Here is a 20912-nt window from a genome sequence, read left to right as displayed (position 1 = left end):
CGCCCCAACCACGGGGGCAATAATGACGTCAGCAAACGAAGAACAGGCCGAGTATTGGGGCCGGTCTGATAACGGCACCAAATGGCTGACCTATGAAGATCAGTTAGACCATGCCTTTGCGCCTGTTCTGGATCTGGTTCTGAACAAGGCTGATCTGTCTGCCGGAATGAAGGTTCTGGATATCGGTTGCGGCACGGGTGTCAGCACCCTTGCCGCAGCCCGGCAGGTCGGGCCGGACGGGCGTGTACTGGCTGTCGATATCTCTCAACCCTTTCTGGATCGCGCTGCAACACGCGCTGCCGAAGACGGGCTGGACAACATTCAGTTCCAGTATGCAGACGCGCAGACACATAGCTTCGACCCCGATCAGATGGATGCGGCGATCTCGCGGTTCGGTGTCATGTTCTTCAGCGATTCCGTGGCCGCATTCTCCAATATCGCCAAGGCGCTAAAACCCGGTGCTCAAATGACTTTCGCGGCATGGGGCCCTCTGGCCGAGAACCCATGGTTCCGCGTGCCTCATATCGCAGCCGTCAAACGATTGGGTCAGCCTCCGCGCGTGGACCGCTATGCACCTGGTCCCCTTGCATTCCACGACCTTGACCATGTCAAGGGAATGATGGTTCAGGCCGGATTGTCTGATGTGAAGGCCGAGGGCATCCCTTTGAAACTGCAGGGCGTCAACGGCGTTGAAGGCACTGCAATATTGTGTACACGCGTCGGGCCGGCCGCTCGGGTCATCGCGCATTTCGATGGGGATGAGCAGGACGTTCAGGCCATCCAGAAAGACGTTGTCGCAGAGTTCAATCGCCTGCAAATCGGAACGGAAACCTGCATCCCGGCAGTCATAAACCTGTTTCAGGCACGCCGATCCGAGTGATTGGAGCGGGTAGCGGGAATCGAACCCGCGCGTTCAGCTTGGGAAGCTGACAGGCTACCATTACATCATACCCGCGGCGTAGGGCTGGATAACACTGCCCACCGAGCGACTTCAAGCGCGTTTCAGCAGCGGTCCGAAATTACTCGGTCCGGGCGCGCAGGCTGTCGATCAGGGACTGGTCAACATCCAAGGCTTCGCAGGCTGCGTCCAGAGTTTTTTTGTCCAGATGCTGGGGACTGAGATCAATGCCTCTGGAAAAGGCCTCAACAATTGCCTTCATTGCACTGATTCTAGCGTATTTTTTGTTGTTTGCCGGCACAACATGCCATGGCGCAATTTCGGTCGAAGTCCGTGCCAGCATCTCATCCACCGCTACTTCAGCCTCTGCCCACCTCTCTCGGTTGCGAAAATCTTCATAGGTGAGTTTCCACCGCTTCACCGGGTTGCGCAAACGCTCGGTGAAACGCGCCATCTGCTCGTCCGGAGAGATGTGGAAAAACAGCTTTACGATCCGGGTGCCGTCGTCCGCCAGCATCCGCTCGAAGTCGTTGATCTCACGATAGGCGGCCCGCCAACGCTCTTCCGGTGTGAACTTTTCAAGCCGCTCGACCAGCACCCGGCCGTACCAACTGCGGTCAAAGGCCGAGATGGCGCCTTCGGGGGGCAGTCTTTCCCAGAACCGCAGCAGGTAGTGTCGGTTCAGGTAATAGTTGCGCGGCGCACCAATAGGCCAGACCTTGAAACTGCGCGGGTCCAGCGCCTGGCTGATCCGGCGGATCGTACCGCCCTTGCCTGCGGCATCCCAACCCTCAAAAACAAGCACGCCCTTCACGCCGTGAAACAGAAACGCCTGCTGAATCAGCGCCAGCTGCGCCTGAAGATCGACAAGTTTTTCGAAATAGTCATGCTTGCTCAGACGTTTGCTCAGGTCTACATCCGCCAATTTCGGGGGGTAATGTTTGCTCATGAAAACACCTGGTTTTTGCTGCTGGGGTCGTGCCATTGTCGCAAGCCCGACAATACCCGGCATTGATCAGGGTCAAAATGAAAAAGGCCGGGCAAATGGCCCGGCCTTTGATCACATTGATGTTGAGATCAAGCGCGACGGCGACGGCCACCTCCGCGACGACCGCCTGCGGCACCGGCCTCTTCAGGCGATTTGTTGAACTTGATCCACTCACCGCCATGCGGATCGTTGTTGGTCAGCAAGTTGGCGGCGCGGATGGCCTCCATTTCCTTACCAGCGCGGGGCAATGTCGAGCCCAGACCGAACATCTGAACGAATGCCTCGTCGTCCATGCCGTCGGGCAGGATGATACCAGCAGCAGCCACGGCCTCTTTCTTCTCGGCAATCTTCTTCTGCGTCACCGGCAGAGCCACCGGGTTCATGATCGCCGAAGTCATGCCAGCACCCATAGCCATCGGCAGAAAGGCGTTGTTGATGCCGTGGCGGTTCGGCAGACCGAACGAGACGTTGGACGCGCCGCAGGTGGTGTTCACGCCCAGTTCCTCGCGCAGACGGCGGACCAGAGCAAACACCTGCTGGCCTGCAGTTGCCATTGCACCGATCGGCATCACCAGCGGGTCGACTACGATATCATGCGCGGGGATGCCGAAATCGGCGGCACGTTCAACGATCTTGCGGGCTACTTCGAAACGAACATCTGGGTCTTCCGAGATGCCGGTGTCGTCGTTCGAGATCGCAACAACAGGAACGTTGTATTTCTTGACCAGCGGCAGAACCAGTTCCAGACGATCTTCTTCGCCTGTGACCGAGTTCAGAAGCGGGCGGCCTTCGGCGGCCTCAAGACCGGCTTCCAGCGCACCCGGAACCGACGAGTCGATGCACAGCGGGACTTCAACCAGACCCTGAACCAGCTCGACGATCTTGGTCATCAGCGGCGGCTCGGTCTCGTTCGGGTTGGGGTTCGAGTTGTAGACAACGCCCGCGTTGATATCCAGAACGGTTGCGCCAGCCGCGACCTGAGCAATGGCGTCTTTCTCGACGGTCGAGAAATCGCCTGCTTCCAGTTCAGCGGCCAGCTTCTTGCGACCGGTGGGGTTGATCCGCTCACCGATCACGCAGAACGGTTCGTCAAAGCCCAGAACGGCGGTTTTTGTTTTTGATTCTACGACTGTACGGGTCATGTCCGTTCCTTAGGAGTTTACAGGCTTTGCCGAGGCGCCGCCGTTTTCGATTGCCCAGTTGGCGTTGGTCTTGATACCGCCAAGCGGGAAGAAATGCACGTTGGTGATGTTGAAATCCGGATTGGCCGCCTTGTGGTTGGCCAGTTCGGTGACAACATCCATCGGCTCGTAGGGCAGCAGCAGCTTGGACACGTCCATGGCGCGCTTCTGCAGAACCTTCAGCGACGGGCCAACACCGCAAGCGACGGCGAACTTGATCAGGGTCTGTAGCTTGGCCGGGCCCGCGATACCGATATGGATCGGCAGATCGATTCCCGCCTCTTTCAGACCGTCCGCCCACGCAATGATCGGCTTGGCGTCAAATGCGAACTGAGTCGCCAGCGCCATTTCCGCATCGGTGGTTTCCGAGAACTTCTGTTTCCAGCGCAGCGCGTCGTCAACGTTCTTGGTCGAACCATCCGGATCGATGTCCTTGTTGCCCTCGGGGTGACCAGCAACGTGCAGGCGCTTGAAGCCCGCCTTGTCGAACAGGCCGGTCTCCAGCAGTTGCATCGAGCTGTCGAACGCGCCGTGCGGCTTGGCGACACCTCCAGCCAGCAGCAGCGCTTGGTCGACGCCCGCTTCGCCCTGATACATCGAGATCCAGTTCTCCAGGGTTGCCGCGTCCTTGATGATCCGTGACGGGAAGTGCGGCATGACCGGATAGCCTTCGGCCGCGATCCGCTTGGCGGTCTTGACCATGTCCTCGATCGGGGTGCCCTCGATATGGGCGATGTAGACGCGGGTGCCTTCGGGCAGCAACGCGCGGAAGTCATCGACTTTCTCGGCGGTACGTGGCATCACCTCAACCGAATAGCCCTGCAGAAAGGCTTCGACGGTGGGGTTAACCGGGGCCTTTTCGACCGCATCACGTTTCTTGAAGTTCAGCAAAGCCATAGCGGCCTCCCATTTAGATCTGGGGCTTAAGCCCAACCGTCATTGGCGATCAGGGCCTTAATGCGATCCTGATCGTATTCCGTTTCCAGACGCACGGCTTCGGCCTCGGCAATCTCGGACGGGTCGCCCTCAGCTGCAAAAGGTTCGGCTTTGCGCCACTCGGCCAGATAGGCATCGCTGTCCTTGGCGTTCACCTTCATGGCCGCGCGGTCGATGGCTTGCTCGAACCGTTCCTCCAATTGCCGCTTTGCGCCACGACGGCCTTTGCCGACGATGACCTGAGCGGGAATATCGCGCCAGTATACAATGGTGACGTCAGGCATTGCTTTTGATTCCTCCTAACCAGATGGACCGGTTCTAAACGTCTATGTGGGGGCAAGTCGGTCGGTTTTCGACACTAGGCGTATTTCAAGCGACGTTTTCGCCCACGATGGGATACGGCGCTTGTACTGGATTCCGACGCAAACGCGCACATCAAAATACTCATCACTTTAATGAGCGTCTTGCACGAAACAATCGCCCGACCTATGGTCGGGGTAACTCGAAAATCGGAGGGCGTTTAAGATGGCGCCCAAGCGTCCCAAAGGTGCGGGCGCGTTCCCGAAGGCGGTCGAAAGCCCCGCGCCGGCAAGACCCGATCCAGATGCTTTATATGCGGCTCTGGATCTGGGAACTAATAGCTGCCGCATGTTGATAGCCCAGCCAAAGGGCAGCGGGTTTCATGTGGTGGATAGCTTCTCCAAATCCGTGCAGTTGGGCGCGGGCTTGGAACGGACCGGGCGGCTGTCCCGGGCCTCAATGGCGCGTACCGTTCAGGCACTGCGCATCTGCCAGCAAAAGCTGAAACGCAACAAGGTCAAACGGATGCGGTTGATCGCAACCGAGGCCTGTCGGCGCGCGAAAAACTCGCGTGATTTCATCCGGCAGGTGAAGCGCGAGACCGGCCTGACACTGGAGATCATCCAGCCCGAGGAAGAGGCGCGTTTGGCCGTGATCTCCTGCGCGCCACTGGTGTCGACCAAAACGGAACAGTTGCTGGTCGTGGATATTGGCGGCGGCTCGACCGAACTGGTGTGGATCGACATCTCATCGGTGCCGCGCCGCGACCGCCCTGCCGCGATCATGCGCCTGCACAATGGGTTTCACACCGCTGACAGCCCCTTTCCAGCGGCCAAGGTGGTGGACTGGATCAGCGTGCCGCTGGGTGTCGCGACGCTGCGCGACCAGTTCCACGATGTCGAAGACGATTCGGCACGCTTTGCACTGATGAGCTGGTTTTTCGAAGAAAACTTGGCCGACTTCGCCCCCTACAAGGATGAGCAAGCCCGCGAAGGGTTCCAGATCGTCGGAACCAGCGGCACCGTGACTACCGTGGCGGCCTCTCATCTGGGACTAAAGCGTTATGACCGAACCAAGGTGGATGGTTTGCGTATGACCAGCGATCAGATCGACAAAGTCATACGAGGATACTTGGAACTCGGCCCACTGGGACGGCGGCGTGATCCGCGGATCGGCGATGACCGGCAAGCCCTAATCATGTCCGGCTCAGCCATTTTGCAGGCATTGCTCCGCTGCTGGCCCACCGACCGCCTTTCCGTGGCGGACCGGGGACTTCGCGAAGGTCTGCTTTATGCGCAGATGAGCGCGGACGGCGTATTGGAAGACGGACCATTCTGATTTCGGACACAGGTGTATGAGCATCTCAACGATTGCGATTGCCTATCGTTATGCCACGGCTGCAACCACAATATGTACATTGGAAGCTGCGGGATTTGATGTTTTCTGCCCCAGCTTTCATACTGCGACCATGCTCCCCCACTACTCTTTGGCCATTGGTGGCATTCAAATTGCTGTGCCCGATGACCAGGTGGTGGATGCACATGAATTGCTGCGAGGCTTTGTACAAGAGGACGCGCGAGGTGCACCGTGGACTGTCAAAGCTGTAGATGCCTTGGGCTGGTACATCTTTGGAGTTTCGTCCCCCTGGCCAGATCTGGCTCTTCGACAGCCCGCAACGACAGCGTCTTGATACACATTGGCCAAGCCGGTATTGAACGGGAACCTTTCAGGAGAACCAGCGCATGGCAAAAACGCCGAGCGGAAAAAACAACTCAGGCCGTGGGCAACGCGACCTGAAGGTCAAAGTAAAGACGGCGCGCGGGCGCAAGCTCAGCTCGACCCGCTGGCTTGAGCGACAGTTGAACGACCCGTATGTGAAACGCGCGCAAGCCGAGGGCTATCGCGGGCGCGCGGCGTTTAAGATTTTGGAACTGGACGATAAATTCCGCTTTCTCGTCCCAGGCGCACGCGTCGTCGATCTGGGCTGCGCGCCCGGCGGCTGGTGTCAGGTGGCCGTCAAACGTGTCAACGCGCTGGGTGAACGGTCGGGTAAACGGGTCGGCACCGTGCTGGGCATTGACTTGCAAGAGATCGAGCCCGTCGCCGGTGCGGACACCCATGTTCTGGATTTCATGGAGGACGACGCCGACCAGAAGGTCAAAGACTGGCTGGGCGGTAAGGCTGATGTGGTGATGTCCGATATGGCCGCGGCCTCATCCGGGCATAAACAGACCGATCACTTGCGCATAATGGCCCTGTGCGAAACCGCGGCCTATTTCGCTTTTGACGTTCTGGATGAAGGCGGCACATTCGTTGCCAAGGTTCTGGCCGGAGGCGCCGAGGGCGATCTGCAGAAGTTGTTGAAACAGAAGTTCGAGAAGGTGGCAAACGTAAAACCGCCTGCGTCGCGCTCTGACAGTTCCGAGAAATTCGTGGTCGCCACGGGGTTCCGGGGCTGACCTCAGTCGTCAAGCCAGATACGGTCGCCGGTCAGAAACTGCTCGCGCAGTGACGCGGCGGCGGTTTGTTGCAGCAACAACGCCTGACCATGGTTGATATATTCCGGCTTTCTGGCCTGCAGATCGGCTATCCTTTGATCCGGGGACAAAGGGTTTTGCAACTGCGATGTGTGGACCGGTTTTTCCGGCATGGGTCACCTGTGGGCGTGGCTGGGTTTCTGCCTTTCTCACGGTTAACGCCCAATTTTGCCGGGATCGTGACCTAAACCGGGCCAAGCCGTGCCGTTTCACGGGGCTAATTGCGCCTTGAGTTGTTGCAGCTCCGGATCGTTCGGCAAAACAGCCAGTCCCTCTTGTAGCACGTCCCGCGCGGCATCCGGACCGCGGTTGATCTGTGCCAGTTGGACCAGCATGGGCCAAGCTTCGGCCCGTTGCGGGTCCAGCGTGACGACCTCTCGAAAGGCGCGTTCGGCGGCCGGGGCGTTGCGGAAGGTCAGAGCCATACCGCCCAGTACAAGGTGTGTTTCGGGAAAGTCCAGCCGGTTAGCAATAGTGCCCTGCCATTCTTCCATACCCTTGGCCACCCGAGCCTGCTGTTCCGGGGTCAGGGCTTGGCCGGGGATGTTCAAGAACTCTTTGGCGGCTGAGATACGGACATTGCGCAATGGATCAGACAGCAAGGGTTCGAGACGCTGAACCCGATCCGGCAAGGCGGCCTGACGTTGCAATACCACCGCATTTGCACGCACCAGCGGATCCGTGTCGGACAACAATGCCGCCGCTTCGTCCGCAACACCTGGCGAGCCGAAGGTTTGCAGCAGATAGGCCGCCGTGGCGCGGGCAATGCCCGGCTGAGACGAATCCATCGCAATCGCAATTAAAGCACCCGGCCCTTCCGCGCGACCGTCCAGGGCTGACTGAAACACCGTTCCATAGTGTGGCGCACGATGAGCGGACACCGGAAACCACTCCTCTATCCGCTGCGCGGCCCAATCCTGATCCTCGGTCTGATGACAATCAGTGCAGGCATCTTCACCAAGCCCGAGATCCGGGCGCGGAATGCGAAAGCTGTGATCGCGCCGCCCGTCGACACCCATGTATGTGCGCTCGATCATGTGGCAGGATTTGCACTGCGCGCCTGCGCTGTCTTCCGGGTGGTGATGATGCGCGGGCGTGTCGTAGTCCTTGGCGGTCAGGGATGGAAAGTCAGGATTGCCCGCTGGTGAGTGGCATTGCGTGCAAACTCCGTTGCCCTCCGCCTTCAACCCAGCACTATGTGGATCGTGGCAGTTCATGCACCCGACGCCCTGCGCATACATCTTGGATTGCAGGAACGAGCCATAAACATAGACCTCATCCAGAATCTGGCCATCGGGGTGATAAAGACCCGGACGCAGCACCGCTAGGTTATAAGCGTCGTGATAGGGCGTTCCGGGAATCGGGTTGCCGTCGCCATGCGCCTCGCGTCGGGAATGGCATCCGGCGCATTGTTGAATTTCGGCCTCAGTCCGGCCCCTGCCCCAATTCATGGTGAAACCAAACTCGCTCAGATCAGCGGCGAGTGTCTGGCCTTGCGTCCAGTCGATATGCGCCGATCCGGGACCGTGGCATGCCTCGCACCCGACCCCAATTTCGGACTGCGTTGAGGCGTAGCTGCGGGACTGCGCGTCATAGTCCTTTTCAAACCCGGTGGCGTGGCATTCGGCGCAGCGAGCATTCCAGTTCTTGTAGGGACCGGTCCAGTGCAACCCGTCATCCGGCGGCAAGTCCTGATCGGGATAGAGGTGGTACCAGTTCTGAGCCTCGGTATCCCAGACGACATCGAAACTCTGCAACCGGCCGGGCTCGGTTTCGAACAGGTATTGCTGCAGGGGCTCGACACCCACGACCGAATGCACACCATATTCAGTTGCGACGCCGTCCTTCTCGGTCACCTTGGCCCGCAGGCCATCGTTGTTCACGCTGAACTCGACCGCCATGCCGTCGTGATCAAACCGGGCTTCGTCAAAATCCGCCGCCACATGCCCGGCCGCGACCTCGGTCCAAGCCAGCGCGTGATGGGATGCCGCCCACGCTTCGGCCTCGGAGGTGTGGCATTCGATGCATTGATCCGAGCCCACATAGTTCGGCCCTTGCGCAAAAGCGACAGCTGGCAGAAACATCCAGATAAGAAACGCGGCTCTCACGTTTCAAGTCCGTCGGCATCGTTCTGCAGGTCCATCAAGGCTCCGTTATATTCTGCCCCAAGGATCAGGATGGCAGCGCAAAGATAGAGAAAGATCAGTGCCGCCATGGCTCCGGCCAAGCCCGCGTAGGTGGCGCTGTATGAGGCAAACTGCGCAATATAGACCGAAAAGCCCCATCCTCCTGCTGCCCACAAGGCCAGCGTCAACAACACGCCCGGCAGGATCTGACGCAATCTATGACGCCCGGTCGGAAGGACCAGATGCGCCAGCACCACCACGCCCACCGGAACACCCACCGTGAAGGTCCAGCGCAGGCGATCGACCGACAACCACTCGGATACGTTCACATCGGTCTTTTCCGAAACCAGTTGCGTGTAGACCGGCAGGATGACCTCGACCGCAGCAATGATCATGATGGTGAGGCCGCCACCGATCACCAACCCAAAACAAAGCAGCCGGGTTTTCCAGAACGGCCAGCTGTCAAAATCATGATAGGCCTGGTTCATCGCCTTGCGCACTGCCATCACCCCGTTCGAGGCAAAGAACACCGCCAGCAGACCGCCCAGCGTAATCACACCAGATCCTGACTCGGAAAGAACCGAGCGCAGTTCGGCCACGATCGGCCCTGCCACATCCTTGGGCCATGCGCCGAAAATCAAATCGATCAATTCGTTGGTGACATAGTCCTGCGACAGTGAACCTGCCAACGCAACAGTGAATAGGGCAAAGGGAAACAGCGCCAACATCAGCGACATGGCCACGTGGCTGCTCATGACAAAGCCGTTCTTGGCGTCGAAACGAGTTACAGCCACCCAAAGCGCCTGAATGGGCCGACCAAAGTAAGGAATCACGCGTGCATTCATTCCCGAAGCCTAACCCGCTTGCCCCAGCCACTGAACCGGCAAATCTGTCCGCTGCGCAAATATTCTCTGACAAACATCTGGGCGCATTGCATAATCCGGCCCTGCTGTGCAGGATCATACACAAGTGCAATTCTCAGGATGAGCTACCGCATGACACCGGACAAAGACGAAACCGCTACGCCGACGAAGCTCAAGCTGTCGGTTGTTCGGGATGTGTCGATTGTGACGACACTCGTAGTGCTGGGGTTATACGCCGGCGCCGCATTCCTGATCCCGCTGACGATGGCCCTGCTGATCAATGTCCTGATCATCGCGCTCAGCGACCGGATAATCGCCCTGACCCGCATGCCTGTCTGGCTGGCCAACGTCGCAGGCGTCACTGTGGTTTTAGCCGGTTTGTTCGTGATCATGTATATTCTGGGCAGTCAGGCCACTCAGTTTGCCCGCACGATTGGCACCTATGAAAACCAATTCGACGATGCGGTAAACCGCGTCACTGGGTTGGTGGGCAATGATGTAACCAAGTTTATCCGCGACAACCTGATCAATATAGACATGTCCTATGTTGCGCGCATTCTGCTGGGCAGCGCGACTTCCCTGCTGAACCAGTTCTTTCTGATCAGCCTTTACGTCGCCTTCCTTATGGCCGAGCGGCTGGCCTTCCGCAAAAAAATCCAATTGGCCGCAGGTGATCCGAAAACAGGTATCGAGTTCGCCTCGATACTGGATGCCATCACGTTCAGCCTGCAACGTTATGTCGGGGTGAAAACCATGATCAGCCTGATCACGGCTGGCATCAGCTATTCGGTGTTCAAGGTGCTGGGGCTCGAGTTTGCCGAGACCTGGGCCGTGCTGACTTTCGCGCTGAATTTTATTCCCTCTATCGGATCGATCATTGCAGTCATTTTCCCGTCGATGATTTCGCTGGTTCAGTTCGACAGCGTCGGCCCGTTCCTGATCATCGTTCTGGGCTGCGGAACGATACAGTTCCTGATCGGCAATTTTCTCGACCCCGCCTTGCTGGGCCGGTCTCTGAACATGTCCACTTTTCTGGTCATTCTGGCGCTGATGTTCTGGACCACGATCTGGGGGCTGATCGGAGCCTTCCTGAGCGTCCCCCTGACCGTCTGCATCCTGATCGTCTTCAGCCATATTCCCGCGCTGCGCCCGGTTGCGATCCTGATGTCACTTGATGGCAGGCTGGGGGAAGAGAGCGCCGCGCAAAATGCAAGTTAGACGATGAAACGCCCCCTGTTCATCGGTTCAGAAATCTATCGCAGCTCGACCTATGGTTCGAAACACCCTCTGGCCATTCCGCGTGTCTCGACCGTCATCGACCTGTGCCGGGCCCAGGGTTGGTTGTCATCCGCGAACTATCGCGTCAGCCCCTGCGCGAAACCCTCGGCACTAATGGCATTTCACACGCCGGACTATATCGCAGCCCTGCAACAGGCCGAACAGGACCAGGCGGTGTCCGACAATACACGGGAGAAATACGCGCTGGGCACCCTGTCAAACCCTGTATTCCCCGAGATGTATCGCCGCCCAGCCACCGCTGCCGGAGGATCAATGCTGGGGGCCGAACTGATCCGGGATTGCGGCATTGTCTTTAGCCCGGCAGGTGGTACGCATCATGGACTTGCGAACCGGGCAAACGGGTTCTGCTATCTGAACGATCCGGTGCTGGCGATCCTGACTCTGTTGAACGCCGGGCTTGATCGTATTGTCTATGTCGATATCGACGCGCATCACTGTGACGGAGTTGAAGCGGCTTTTCGCGGATCAACAAAGGTGCGAATGATCTCGGTGCATGAAGGCGCCCGGTGGCCCTTCAGCGGAACATTGGACGACGATGCAGGCGGGGCAGCATTTAACCTGCCCGTCGCGCGCAACCTCAATGATGATGAGTTCAACACAATCCTCGACCAGTTGATCCTGCCCGCGACGGCATCTTTTCACCCCGAGGCAATTGTGTTGCAATGCGGCGCCGATGCGGTGGCCGAGGACCCGTTATCCCGGCTGACCCTGTCCAACAACGCCCATTGGCGCGCCGTTGCCTCTCTGCGCGACATGGCCCCTCGCCTTCTGGTTCTGGGCGGCGGAGGCTACAACCCCTGGTCCGTTGCGCGGCTTTGGACCGGAGTTTGGGCGACCCTGAACGGGATCGTCATGCCCAACTTTCTCAACACCGAGGCGCAATCCGTGCTTGGTCAACTGACGTGGAACCGTGCAGCCGGAAAGCAAACGCCGCGTCATTGGGTCGAAACGCTGCGCGACGACCCGAACCATGGGGAAATTCGCCCCGAGCTGCGCGCCGATCTGGAACATATCGCGGAACGGATTTGATGGTGGATCGGACACGGTAAGACTGGTAACCTCCGATCATTACTGCACATTCCAGATCATCCCGCCCCGGCGTATCCTGCCATGTCCTTCCGGACTTCCGGCCACGATTGGACCAAATTAATGAATGCACTTAATCAGATACATGATCTTAAAACCCGCATGGGGCAGGCGATTATCGGCCAGACCGAGGTGATAGACCGGCTGCTCATCGGCCTGCTGGCAAACGGCAACCTTTTGATCGAGGGCCTGCCCGGTCTGGCAAAAACCCGCGCCGTCAAAGCCATGGCGCGCAATCTGGACGCCGACTTCAGCCGGATACAGTTTACGCCCGACCTGCTACCCTCAGACGTGACCGGAACCGAAGTATACCAGCAAACCGATGACGGCGGCACGTTCCGGTTCGACCCCGGCCCGATCTTTGCCAACCTCGTTTTGGCGGATGAGATCAACCGTGCCCCGGCCAAGGTGCAGGCGGCTTTGCTGGAAGCGATGGAGGAAAGGCAGGTCACCGTCTCGGGCACCACCCATAAAATGGAGCCGTTGTTCATCGTGATGGCAACGCAAAACCCGATCGAGCAGGAGGGCACCTATCCCTTACCAGAGGCACAAATGGACCGGTTTCTGATGCACGTGCAGATTACCTATCCTCCAGTAGAGGACGAAGTCGAAGTGATCCGTCTGGTGCGGGGTGAAGACATCGCCGCAGGGTCCGATGCGACGGGCGAGATGCCGACGCCAATCCCGCAGGACGCCGTATTTCAGGCGCGGTCAGAGATCGGGCAGATCCACGTATCCGACGCCATGGATCGATATATGGCCGACCTCGTGCAAGCAACCCGAACGCCCGGGAAGTACAGCGAAGAGCTTGACAACTGGATCGAAATCGGTGCCAGCCCGCGTGCATCGCTGGCATTGGACAAATGCGGGCGTGCCCACGCGTGGATGAACCAGCGTGACTACGTGGACCCCGCCGATATTCGTGCCATCGCGCATGACGTCTTTCGCCACCGCATCACGCTCAGCTTTGAGGCCCAGGGCAACGCAAAATCGGCAGACGACGTGATTGCAGAAATCCTGCGCCTCGTCGCGCTGCCCTGAGTGTTCGGAAAGAGAGCCCCGTGGCCCAAACCGCCACATATCCCGACGACCCACGCATCCATGTAGATGCGGACCATCTGCTGCGCCTGGGTGCCAGATCGCGCGCTATCAGCCTGTTGCCGCGACAACCGGCGCGCTCAATCCTCAATGGCCGCCACGCTTCGCGCCTGCGCGGGCGCGGATTGAACTTTGAAGAACTCCGCACCTATCTGCCCGGCGATGACATCCGGACAATCGACTGGAAAGTGACCGCCCGCACCGGAAAACCCCATGTTAGGGTCTATACGGAAGAACGGGATCGCCCTGCCCTCTTGTTAGTCGATCAGCGTATTTCGATGTTTTTCGGCACCGAGGTTTACATGAAATCCGTCGTTGCTGCCGAGGCTGCTGCTATCGCCGCCCATCGCGTTCTGGGCCAAGGCGACCGCGTCGGCGGGATTGTCTTTGGCGACACGGATCTGGCCGAGCACCGCCCTCAGCGTCGTCCCGCCGCGTTGAAGCGGTTCCTGTCGTCGGTCGCAGGGCTGAATTGCAGCCTGAACGCAACGCTGAGCCCAGAACCGACCGTTTCGCTGAACGACGTCCTGAAACAAGCCGCCCGGATCGCGCATACCAATGCCCTGATATGCGTGTTTTCGGATTTTGACGGTCTGAATGAAGACTCGGAAAGCTTGCTAAGACGGCTTGCTCTGTCAAACGACCTGATTTTGTTCAATATTTACGATCCAAGTTCGCATGAGCTAATCCCAGGGCTACGCATGACCGTCTCGGACGGAGACGCACAAATTGAACTCGACAGCTCGGAACCGGATTTGTCGAAACGCATCAGGGCGGCGTTGGAAAACAGGTTGGCACACCTCCGCCAGTGGTCGCGCCGCTATGGCTTTCCAATTGTCCCGCTGACCACCGCAGAACCGGCCCTGGATCAATTGCTGCGGCAGTTCGGTCATCACGGGGGGCAAAAATGAGCGTCGATACCGAAGGTAAATCACTTGTTGAGTTGTTGGACTTGCTGAAACCCGCTCCAGCGCCCGCGCCAATGCCGATGACACCGCAGACTTGGGGCTGGGCAGTCCTGGCATTGCTGCTGGCGACGACGGTCGCTTGCGGTTTTTACATCTACCGGCGGCATCGTATGACCAATGCCTACCGTCGATCCGCGCTTGCCGATCTGCACGCTGCCGACAATGACGTCGCCAAGATCGCAGAAATCCTGCGACGCACCGCGCTCGCTGCCTTTCCGCGCGATCAGGTCGCAAGTCTCCATGGCTCTGAGTGGATCACCTTTCTCAAACAATCCTCTAATAATATTACGATTTCTTCAAATGAATCCAAAGCCCTCCTTGAGGCGCCCTACAGATCCAGCCCTCCCAATCCAAAGGTCGCCACGTTCGCGCGGGTCTGGATCCGGACCCACAAAGCGCAGAGGAGGCATGGATGATCTCTTTTGCCGCCCCTTGGGCATTTTTGTTTTTACCTTTGCCACTTCTGGTCTACTGGTTAACGCCGCCGCACCGGGAAAAGGCCAATTCAATCCGCATCCCGTTTTTCCGCCATGTCGCCAAGGCGGCTGGGGTTGAGCCCAAGTCCGGATCAGTCATCGCACAACGACCGATGCTTCAGACTACTGTCGTTATTCTGATTTGGCTGATGCTGGTGACGACCCTGGCCCGCCCGGAAAAACTGGCCGATCCGATCATCATCGAAAAATCCGCCCGAGATGTGGTGCTGGCACTCGATATTTCGGGTTCGATGAACCAACGCGATTTCCAGTCTACCGACGGAACGCCCAAACAACGGCTGGCGGCGGTCAAAGATGTAATGCGCACGTTCATTGCCGAACGTCAGGGTGACAGGATGGCGCTGATCATCTTTGGCACCCGTGCTTTTGTTCAGGCACCATTTACAGAAGACCTGAATAGTTTGAATGGGTTCCTGGACCAAACTCAAGTTGGAATGGCGGGACCGAACACCGCTTTGGGCGACGCAATCGGCCTTGGTATCCGCACATTTGACTCCAGCGATGTCGATCAGCGCCTGATGATCGTTCTTAGCGACGGGGCGGATACGTCCAGCCGGATGACACCTACCAATGCCTCCGCCGTAGCAGCGGACAAGGGCGTCGTTATCTACACCATCGGCGTCGGTGATCCCGATGCGTCTGGCGAGGACCGCGTAGATCTGGAAGCCCTGAAAGCCATCGCGGACCGAACTGGTGGGCAGTATTTCTTTGCAAATGATGAGGCTGCGCTTGCCGGGACCTACCAGCGCATTGACGAGCAAAACCCCAGAATCGTAGAAACTCAAAGCTACCGTCCGCGGGAAAGCCTCGCTCACTATCCATTGTTGGCGGTACTGTTGCTGATGCTGGGAAGTTGCGCTGGTCTGCACATCACGAAGCGCCGAAGGAGTCTCTCATGATCGACGCCTTCGCGGAATTTCATTTTCTGAGAGCAGCTTATCTGCTTTTTCTGATACCAGTTGCAGGTCTTTGGTGGGTAACTCGACCGAAACGTTCGCGACAGTCCGAACTGCCATCCGGTGTGGCTCCGCATCTTGCAACTGCTCTGCTTCTGGGGGCTGAAGACAAGCGGCGAATCTATCCCATTGATGTTGCCATGATCGCCACTGCATTGGTTGCCATAGCCGCCGCAGGCCCAACATGGTCACGGGCTCAGAACCCGCTTGTGGCGGACACGGCCCCTTTGGTTATCGCCTTGAAGGTCACCGAGAGCATGGAGAATGCCGACCTGTCCCCGTCGCGGCTGGAGCGTGCAAAGTACAAGATCACCGACCTCATAAGCACACGCGCAGGCGCGCGAACGGCGCTGATCGCATATGCTGGTACACCACACCGCGTGGCACCCCTGACCGAAGACGCAAGTATCCTGCGCCCGCTGCTTGAAGGGTTGACCCCTGCTGTGATGCCCAAACAAGGAGATGCCGCGGCTGATGCGTTGACACTGGCGCAAAGCATATTGGACGAAAGCGACACTCCTGGAGCCGTCCTGATTGTGTTGGACGATCTCGATCCATCTCAGCTTGTCGAATTTCAGAGCGCGACAACGCAGGTTTTCTTTCTGACCATGCTCCCGAACGGAGACGAGATTGTTCAGTTGAGAAATCTGGGGAACACCGTTGTGGTCACGTTTTCCAATGATGACAGGGATATCACGCGGCTGCAGCGGCAGATCCAAACCGCCTATGTGGATGCGCTGGATGACGATGATCGTCTGGACTGGCAGGATCGGGGGTGGATGCTGGCATGGCCTGCGGCGTTGTTGTCGCTGCTCTGGTTCCGTCGCGGCTGGGTGATCCGATGGGCGGTGTTGGGACTGTTCCTGATACAGCCCGCGAGCCCCGCGCGCGCAGAAGGTTGGCGGGACTGGTTCCTGGCACCGGATCAGCAAGGCCAAATCGCAATGAACCAAAAACGCTATGCAGATGCTGCTGACCTGTTTGAGGACCCGTACCATGAAGGCTACGCGCGGTTGAAAGCAGGCCAATACCCGGAAGCCGCGGCCATCTTCGCTGAACTGAACACCCCCGAAGCCGCCTTTGCCGAAGGTATGGCTCGCATACGCAACCGGGAGTACCGACCCGCCATTTCTGCTTTTGAAGAGGCGTTAGAACGCCGCCCTAACTGGCCGGAAGCACAGCATAATCTCGAGGTTGCCACCGCCATTCTCAACTATGTAGAAACCACGCGGGAACAATCCGACACTGGTGAAGAAGCCGGGATCGGAGCAGATGACACTGTGTTCGACAATGACTCTGGTCGCGGGGAAAACACGACCATTCAGGCCCAGACCGAAGGTGCAAAACCCTTGTCGGCAGACCAATGGATCAGTGCGATTGATACGGACATGCAGGATTTCTTGCGCAACCGGTTCCGTCTGGAAAATCAGGAGCAAGAACGATGAGATTATTGCTCCTCCTCCTGTTTGCTTTTTTGTCGTGCGGGGCTTTCGCGCAAAACTCGACCGCGCCGCAACCACAAGTCGCAGTCGAGGCGCCAAGTGAGGATGTGATTGTCGGACAACCGGCCATCTTGCGCGTAAAGGTTTTGGTGCCGACCTTCATGCCGTCCCCTCCGATCTTTCCTGCGCTGGAACAAGAAAACCTGCTGGTCCGCCTGCCCGAGCGTGCCTCGGGACCTGTCAGCGAGTCGGTAAACGGCGAAACATGGTCCGGCGTTCAGCGGAGCTATCGCATCTATCCGCTGGTGTCAGGGGCGATAGACTTTGGCGCTCAGGACATGACGGTCACCTTTGCGGACCCGGAAACAAACAATCCGATTCAGGCGTCCATCCCGCTGCCACCGATCGAAATCAACGCAGTGGTCCCGGATGGGGCGCGTGATCTGAATCCGCTGATTATCGCTACGGGTATTGAACTGACGCAGGAAATCGAAGGCCCAACTGAAATGCAGGCTGGCGATGCGGTCACCCGACGGCTGACAGCGCGCATCTCGGGCACGAGTCCGATCCTGATACCACAATTAATACAAGATAATCAGGGCCCTCTGTTGCGATCTTATCCCAAAGAACCACGCTTCACCGAGACCGAGGATCGGGGTATCCTGTCAGGCCAACGTGTTGATGAAACCGTTTACCTTGCGCAGGATGGAGGTGAAACTCAGCTGCCTGCGGTTGCACTGAAGTGGTTCAACCTGACGACGAATGCCGTTGAAACCGTGGACGTCGACGCAGTTGGACTGAAACTGGCCGCGCCGAAGTCTGGGCCTCCGTCAACAGGTACATTGATGAGATATCTGTTTTGGGCTGCTGCTGTCTTGATAGTCACTTTGGTCGTTTTGTGGTGGTCGATGCCGCGATATCGAAACTGGAAAGAAGCACGTGAAAAGGCATACCGCGCATCACCGGAATCTGCCCTCGCGCAGCTGCGCCAAGCGCTGCATGATCATGACCTCAACGCCGCCTATTCTACGCTTGAAACCTGGAAGCAACGCTGTGAAAGCCCGCAAGGGCACAACGGGCTTGAAGCACGTTTGGAACAGATTGGCTCTACGTATTACGCCACTGATAAAGACGACAGAACACCGGATTGGAGAGGGGCAATTTCCGCGCTGGACGCTCTTACATCCGCCCCCCAAAAACAGGCAGAGCTTCTTCCGCCACTGAATCCTTGATCAGGTCTGACAACTGGCAATCAGAGCCTTCCGGTCTTTCAGCCGAACGCGCCCATAGCCGAGTTCGATCAGGTCCAAATCCGCAAGTCGGTGCAGGCTGCGGTGCAGCGTTGGCTGCGACACGGCAATCATCTCGGCCAGTTCGTCCTGAGACACCACGATCCAACCGTCGGTTTTTGACCTGCCCTCATCCAGATGAAGCAGCCGCAGTACCAACCGTTTTTCACTGCCGGTCACGGCAAGGTTGGCCATTATCCGAAGTGCCGTCTGCATGTTTTCCTGCGTCAGCGCGTAAAAATCGCGGACATAATTCGGATTGGCCTGAACCAGTTTAGCAATACGGGAATGCGGAAAAAACAAGGCTTGCGTCTCTTGTGTGGTGACGACGCTGATCAACCGCGGTGTGTCCGCGAATAAAGCCAGATCCCCGATCCAGAAACCGGCACCTTCGCGATGTATCACGAACTCCTGCCCATCATCCGCCGGTGCGGTAACCTGAACACCGCCACTGAGGATGGCAAATATCCCGTTTGCTGCGTCGCCATGGTGGTATAGCGCTTCGTGAGGCTCGAAAGTTCTTGCGGATGCGCAATCCAACAGGTCACGGCGAAATACGTCCGAGCGTTTGCTGAACCACCCGACCTTCTGCAAGAGCTTAATATTATTCGTTTTGTCAAACATTAGAATTTTCCAATATCATCATATGATGAGTTTTCAATTTGGCAAATCGCCTAGTGTAAACGCGTTCGATTCCCGGAATGGTGAAGGTTTGCCGTTCAGAATGCGACCGATTATTACAATCCGTTTTGGCCGAAATTGCCGGTCGAAAAACACTTTCACACCTCTGGGGCCTACAAACTCTTACAGATCAGGAGCATATCATGTCACCACCACGTTCGATTGCATACAGGTGGCGCACCGAGTTGCGTCGTATTGCTGTGGCTACCGTCGCCGTTGCGTTGGCACTTCCCGCCTGGGCACAGGACCAGAAACCCAACATCCTGGTCATTTGGGGTGACGACATCGGGCAGTCCAATATCTCGGCCTATACGATGGGTCTGATGGGGTATCAGACGCCGAACATCGACCGCGTCGCCAAGGAAGGCATGATTTTCACCGACTATTATGGTGAGCAATCCTGTACTGCTGGCCGCTCGTCCTACATCATGGGGCAATCGGTGTACCGGACCGGCCTGTCCAAAGTTGGTTTGCCCGGTGCTGATCTGGGGATGCAGGTCGAAGATCCGACTATTGCTGGCCTGTTGAAGGACCACGGCTATGTCACTGGTCAATTTGGCAAGAACCATCTCGGAGACAAGGATGAGCATCTTCCGTCAAACCATGGATTTGATGAGTTTTTCGGCAATCTATACCACCTGAACGCCGAGGAAGAGCCTGAAAACGAGGACTATCCCGGCGATGCGGTTCTGGCTGATGGCCGCACCTTCCGCGAAGCCTATGGGCCGCGCGGCGTTATTAAGTCCAAGGCCGACGGCACCATCGAGGACACCGGCCCCCTGACCCGCAAGCGGATGGAGACAGTGGACGAAGAGACCGTTGCGGCTGCCATCGACTTCATCAAGCGTGCCCACGAACAAGGCCAACCTTTCTATGTTTGGTGGAATGGCACTCGGATGCACTTCCGTACCCACGTGAAGGATGAGATGCGCGCGCAAGCCAACGATATCGCAGGCCGCGTGGCCGATGAATACACCGCAGGCATGATCGAACATGACATGCATGTAGGCCAGCTGCTGGACTTGCTGGATGAGCTTGGCATCACCGACAACACCATCGTTCACTATTCCACCGACAATGGGCCGCACATGAACACGTGGCCGGATGGCGCTTCGACGCCATTCTGGGGTGAGAAGAACACCAACTGGGAAGGCGGATGGCGCGTTCCGTCGATGGTACGCTGGCCCGGCAAGATTGAGGCCGGATCGGTCACCAACGAAATCGTGCACCACATGGATTGGCTGCCGACTTACCTTGCTATTGCCGGTGATCCGGACATCAAGGAAAAGCTGAAGGCAGGTTACAACTCCTCAGGTATGGGCCGCGACTACAAGGTTCATCTGGATGGCTACAACATCCTGCCCCTGCTGACCGGTGAAACCTCGGAAAGCCCGCGTCGCGAGATCTTCTATTTCTCGGATGACGGTGATCTGACCGCATTGCGCTTTGACGATTGGAAGCTGATCTTCCTTGAGCAGAAGGCGTGGGGCACCCTGCGCGCATGGATCGAACCCTGGACCGAGCTGCGCATTCCTCTGATCGTGAACCTGCGTCGCGATCCCTATGAGCGCGCTTACCGGACGTCCAACACCTACTACGACTGGCTGCTGGATCGGGCCTATTTCCTGGTGCCTGCTCAGCAATATGTCGGCGGTTTCCTGGAGACCTTCCAAGAATACCCGCCACGCCAAAAGGCTGCCAGCTTCAACCTGGATCAGGTGATGGAGAAGCTGTCCTCGCCGACCAACAATTAACCCATCAAAATAC

The 20912-nt window shown here is 57.9% G+C and carries 21 protein-coding genes and 1 tRNA gene; 13 read left to right on the top strand and 9 right to left on the bottom strand.

Going from position 1 to position 20912, the window contains the following annotated elements; genetic code table 11:
- Nucleotides 1-22 precede the first annotated feature (22 nt).
- A complete protein-coding gene (locus tag ACR0IK_RS02570; protein ID WP_480640351.1) occupies nucleotides 23-880 on the top strand; it encodes a class I SAM-dependent methyltransferase in 858 nt (285 codons plus the stop codon).
- 1 nt (nucleotide 881) lies between these two features.
- On the opposite strand, the gene ACR0IK_RS02565 is transcribed toward ACR0IK_RS02570, so the two are convergent.
- The 5 genes from ACR0IK_RS02565 to ACR0IK_RS02545 form a co-directional block, all read right to left on the bottom strand.
- Nucleotides 882-955, bottom strand: a tRNA-Gly gene (locus ACR0IK_RS02565).
- Nucleotides 956-1019: 64 nt separating this feature from the next.
- Nucleotides 1020-1847, bottom strand: a complete 828-nt coding sequence (locus tag ACR0IK_RS02560; protein ID WP_480588951.1) for a polyphosphate kinase 2 family protein — start codon at nucleotides 1845-1847, stop codon at nucleotides 1020-1022.
- Nucleotides 1848-1975: 128 nt separating this feature from the next.
- Complete coding sequence (locus ACR0IK_RS02555) at nucleotides 1976-3028, bottom strand: methyltetrahydrofolate cobalamin methyltransferase (RefSeq protein ID WP_480640350.1); 1053 nt, start codon at nucleotides 3026-3028, stop codon at nucleotides 1976-1978.
- 9 nt (nucleotides 3029-3037) lie between these two features.
- Nucleotides 3038-3964: a methylenetetrahydrofolate reductase gene (locus tag ACR0IK_RS02550; RefSeq protein WP_480640349.1), complete on the bottom strand. Its 927-nt coding sequence runs from the start codon at nucleotides 3962-3964 to the stop codon at nucleotides 3038-3040.
- A 26-nt stretch (nucleotides 3965-3990) separates the two neighbouring features.
- Nucleotides 3991-4287: a virulence factor gene (locus ACR0IK_RS02545; RefSeq protein ID WP_480588957.1), complete on the bottom strand. Its 297-nt coding sequence runs from the start codon at nucleotides 4285-4287 to the stop codon at nucleotides 3991-3993.
- 241 nt (nucleotides 4288-4528) lie between these two features.
- Here ACR0IK_RS02545 and ACR0IK_RS02540 point away from each other — a divergent pair, with 241 nt between their 5' ends.
- Genes ACR0IK_RS02540 through ACR0IK_RS02530 form a run of 3 tightly spaced genes read left to right on the top strand, consistent with a single transcriptional unit; the run spans nucleotide 4529 to nucleotide 6762 of the window.
- Nucleotides 4529-5641: a Ppx/GppA phosphatase family protein gene (locus ACR0IK_RS02540; protein ID WP_480588959.1), complete on the top strand. Its 1113-nt coding sequence runs from the start codon at nucleotides 4529-4531 to the stop codon at nucleotides 5639-5641.
- Between the two features lie 16 nt (nucleotides 5642-5657).
- Nucleotides 5658-5993 carry a hypothetical protein gene (locus tag ACR0IK_RS02535; RefSeq protein ID WP_480588960.1) on the top strand — a complete coding sequence of 112 codons (336 nt, stop codon included), beginning with the start codon at nucleotides 5658-5660 and terminating at the stop codon, nucleotides 5991-5993.
- Between the two features lie 52 nt (nucleotides 5994-6045).
- Nucleotides 6046-6762, top strand: coding sequence for an RlmE family RNA methyltransferase (locus ACR0IK_RS02530; protein ID WP_480640348.1), 717 nt, complete (start codon nucleotides 6046-6048; stop codon nucleotides 6760-6762).
- A gap of 2 nt (nucleotides 6763-6764) precedes the next feature.
- Here the strand turns inward: ACR0IK_RS02530 and ACR0IK_RS02525 are convergent, their stop codons facing one another.
- The 3 genes from ACR0IK_RS02525 to ACR0IK_RS02515 all read right to left on the bottom strand — a co-directional run bounded on the left by ACR0IK_RS02525 (nucleotide 6765) and on the right by ACR0IK_RS02515 (nucleotide 9811).
- A complete protein-coding gene (locus ACR0IK_RS02525) occupies nucleotides 6765-6953 on the bottom strand; it encodes a hypothetical protein (RefSeq protein ID WP_480588964.1) in 189 nt (62 codons plus the stop codon).
- A 96-nt stretch (nucleotides 6954-7049) separates the two neighbouring features.
- Entirely contained in the window at nucleotides 7050-8948 is a 1899-nt protein-coding gene (locus tag ACR0IK_RS02520) for a multiheme c-type cytochrome (protein WP_480640347.1), read from the bottom strand.
- On the bottom strand, nucleotides 8945-9811 hold the full coding sequence (locus ACR0IK_RS02515; protein ID WP_480588968.1) for a YihY/virulence factor BrkB family protein: 867 nt from the start codon (nucleotides 9809-9811) through the stop codon (nucleotides 8945-8947). The genes ACR0IK_RS02520 and ACR0IK_RS02515 overlap by 4 nt, the downstream gene beginning before the upstream one ends.
- Nucleotides 9812-9961: 150 nt before the next feature.
- On the opposite strand from ACR0IK_RS02515, the gene ACR0IK_RS02510 reads away from it, so the two are divergent.
- From ACR0IK_RS02510 to ACR0IK_RS02475, 8 genes are all read left to right on the top strand, one after another.
- Nucleotides 9962-11047: an AI-2E family transporter gene (locus tag ACR0IK_RS02510; protein WP_480640346.1), complete on the top strand. Its 1086-nt coding sequence runs from the start codon at nucleotides 9962-9964 to the stop codon at nucleotides 11045-11047.
- Nucleotides 11048-11050: 3 nt separating this feature from the next.
- Nucleotides 11051-12157: an acetoin utilization protein AcuC gene (locus ACR0IK_RS02505; protein WP_480640345.1), complete on the top strand. Its 1107-nt coding sequence runs from the start codon at nucleotides 11051-11053 to the stop codon at nucleotides 12155-12157.
- A gap of 120 nt (nucleotides 12158-12277) precedes the next feature.
- Complete coding sequence (locus tag ACR0IK_RS02500; RefSeq protein ID WP_480640344.1) at nucleotides 12278-13255, top strand: AAA family ATPase; 978 nt, start codon at nucleotides 12278-12280, stop codon at nucleotides 13253-13255.
- A 20-nt stretch (nucleotides 13256-13275) separates the two neighbouring features.
- Complete coding sequence (locus ACR0IK_RS02495; protein ID WP_480640343.1) at nucleotides 13276-14223, top strand: DUF58 domain-containing protein; 948 nt, start codon at nucleotides 13276-13278, stop codon at nucleotides 14221-14223.
- A complete protein-coding gene (locus tag ACR0IK_RS02490) occupies nucleotides 14220-14696 on the top strand; it encodes a DUF4381 domain-containing protein (protein WP_480640342.1) in 477 nt (158 codons plus the stop codon). Before ACR0IK_RS02495 ends, ACR0IK_RS02490 begins: the two co-directional genes overlap by 4 nt.
- Complete coding sequence (locus ACR0IK_RS02485) at nucleotides 14693-15676, top strand: VWA domain-containing protein (RefSeq protein WP_480640341.1); 984 nt, start codon at nucleotides 14693-14695, stop codon at nucleotides 15674-15676. Before ACR0IK_RS02490 ends, ACR0IK_RS02485 begins: the two co-directional genes overlap by 4 nt.
- A complete protein-coding gene (locus tag ACR0IK_RS02480) occupies nucleotides 15673-17178 on the top strand; it encodes a VWA domain-containing protein (RefSeq protein ID WP_480640340.1) in 1506 nt (501 codons plus the stop codon). Before ACR0IK_RS02485 ends, ACR0IK_RS02480 begins: the two co-directional genes overlap by 4 nt.
- A complete protein-coding gene (locus tag ACR0IK_RS02475; RefSeq protein WP_480640339.1) occupies nucleotides 17175-18407 on the top strand; it encodes a hypothetical protein in 1233 nt (410 codons plus the stop codon). The genes ACR0IK_RS02480 and ACR0IK_RS02475 overlap by 4 nt, the downstream gene beginning before the upstream one ends.
- Here the strand turns inward: ACR0IK_RS02475 and ACR0IK_RS02470 are convergent, their stop codons facing one another.
- A complete protein-coding gene (locus ACR0IK_RS02470; RefSeq protein ID WP_480588986.1) occupies nucleotides 18408-19088 on the bottom strand; it encodes a Crp/Fnr family transcriptional regulator in 681 nt (226 codons plus the stop codon).
- 200 nt (nucleotides 19089-19288) lie between these two features.
- On the opposite strand from ACR0IK_RS02470, the gene ACR0IK_RS02465 reads away from it, so the two are divergent.
- A complete protein-coding gene (locus ACR0IK_RS02465) occupies nucleotides 19289-20899 on the top strand; it encodes an arylsulfatase (RefSeq protein WP_480640338.1) in 1611 nt (536 codons plus the stop codon).
- Nucleotides 20900-20912 lie beyond the last annotated feature (13 nt).

The organism is Ruegeria sp. BF7, assembly GCF_056538605.1.
The sequence above is the reverse complement of the archived record's forward strand: the minus strand, read 5'-3'. Positions and strand labels throughout refer to the sequence as shown.